The sequence below is a fragment of the Rummeliibacillus sp. TYF005 genome (assembly GCF_003844195.1).
In the GTDB taxonomy this organism is placed as follows: Bacteria; Bacillota; Bacilli; order Bacillales_A; family Planococcaceae; genus Rummeliibacillus.
On the sequence record NZ_ML122641.1, the window covers coordinates 1 to 1,615 of the forward strand.

Here is a 1,615-nt window from a genome sequence, read left to right on the forward strand (position 1 = left end):
AACTAGAGTGTGTCCATACATCTATACTACAATCAGTTTAATGAACAGAAGAAATGCTGAAAAGAGATTATTTGATACTCCTGTTAAGAAATCAACAAGTAAAGATTCTCCACAAGTGGGTACAAATACATACTATACAACTAATCCAGGTAAAGTTAAATTACTAGCTTCATGTAACCTTTATACTTCAGTAGAATTTAACGATAAAACTAAATCAGGATTATCTTATCCAAAAGGTACAGTATTTACTGTAAATGGAATTAAAAAATCAAAAAATGGAGTTCCACGTTTAATCGTATCAAACGGTAAATTTGTACTTACAGCTAATAAGGAATATGTGAAGAAAGTGTAAAGTAAAGACTAGGTACTCACATTTAATAAGTACCTAGTCATATGCTTTCTTAATATTATAAGTCCTTTATTCTTTCAACAAAAGGCTTTCCATCAATTATCCCGTGTTTAAAGAGTTCTTCTGCAGTTTTAAAAGCCTGAGTGTAGGAATCTCTTGAACGTGTGAGTAGAAAGCTTTTTTCTTCAGGTACTCTACTAATCCACCATTCTTCATCTTTATAATCGAATGACAATTCTTGCCCTTCTTCTATAGCTTCTTTAAATTCTTTCCAAACCTTTTCATCCATATTATCCCTCCTAATACCATTCTGCTTTTTTCGCAAATAAAAAGGAGCATAAATAAATGCAGTAATTGCACAAATTCAGTGCCCCTGGTTGGTTAAATGAGCTTATATCAATGCTAATTGAAACGAAAATTAGAAAATGGTACCAAACTCGATTTTATCATTTTGATTTTGGAAGATTTCTTTTAATGTTAACCCATTTATAGTTGCTTTGATTACAAATTCTTCTGGATTTTTAATATAAGGATTTAAATTATTTAAATTATCACCTTCTTCATTTAATAATACTCTTCCTTCTTTATGGTTAGGAATAAAGTATTCTTTACCGTTATAAGTAAATTCGATTTCTCTACCTTGCTTTAAAAAAAATATAAGAACTTCGTAGTTAACTTCATTCGAATCTGATAAATCAATAAAATTATTATTTTCCATATGAGTTAATCTCCTTTCTTTTAGTGTCCACTTCTTTCACCGTTTCTCCAATAATGTCTGTGAGGGAATTTTACATTACTTTTTTTATCGACTGCATGATAATAGTCAATATCCATATCTGCCTTTCCGTTTTTACCAAAATATCTTCTTTGCTTTACGCCTTTACTATCGACTAAATCCATGGAATGATATGATTTATATTTAGTCGGTAATTTACTGTCTCCTTTCTTAGCTTTTTTTATCGCATTTCTACCTTTAACTTTAACACCTTTCTTTTTTGCTCCATTATAAATTTGAGCTGTTGTTTTTTTCTTTTTCTTAGGTTTTGGTTTTGGCTTTGGTTTTGGCTTGAAAATTGGGAATAATCCTTTTGCTTCTGCAGTTTGTTTGTTAAAGGATATAGTGATTGTTTTTTTGGACTCTTTATCCAATGGTGAATGAATTTGATATGTTGAGAAAAACATTGCTAAGGCAATAATACTAGCCATAATAATTTTTAGTGTCTTTTTCATCCGTAATTCTCCTCGTATATTAGTAGTAAGAGCTCT

3 protein-coding genes and 1 pseudogene are annotated in these 1,615 nt (G+C 30.0%); 1 reads left to right on the plus strand and 3 read right to left on the minus strand.

What is annotated here, in order from left to right; genetic code table 11:
• Positions 1-352, plus strand: a 352-nt coding sequence (locus CW357_RS17995; protein ID WP_241155188.1) for a DUF5776 domain-containing protein, incomplete at its 5' end; no start/stop codon positions are given.
• 55 nt (positions 353-407) lie between these two features.
• On the opposite strand, the gene CW357_RS18000 is transcribed toward CW357_RS17995, so the two are convergent.
• The 3 genes and pseudogenes from CW357_RS18000 to CW357_RS18010 form a co-directional block, all read right to left on the minus strand.
• Complete coding sequence (locus CW357_RS18000; protein WP_124218828.1) at positions 408-638, minus strand: hypothetical protein; 231 nt, start codon at positions 636-638, stop codon at positions 408-410.
• 129 nt (positions 639-767) lie between these two features.
• Positions 768-1,067: a hypothetical protein gene (locus tag CW357_RS18005; protein ID WP_124218830.1), complete on the minus strand. Its 300-nt coding sequence runs from the start codon at positions 1,065-1,067 to the stop codon at positions 768-770.
• A gap of 20 nt (positions 1,068-1,087) precedes the next feature.
• Positions 1,088-1,615, minus strand: a pseudogene (locus CW357_RS18010) (hypothetical protein); the annotation flags it as partial.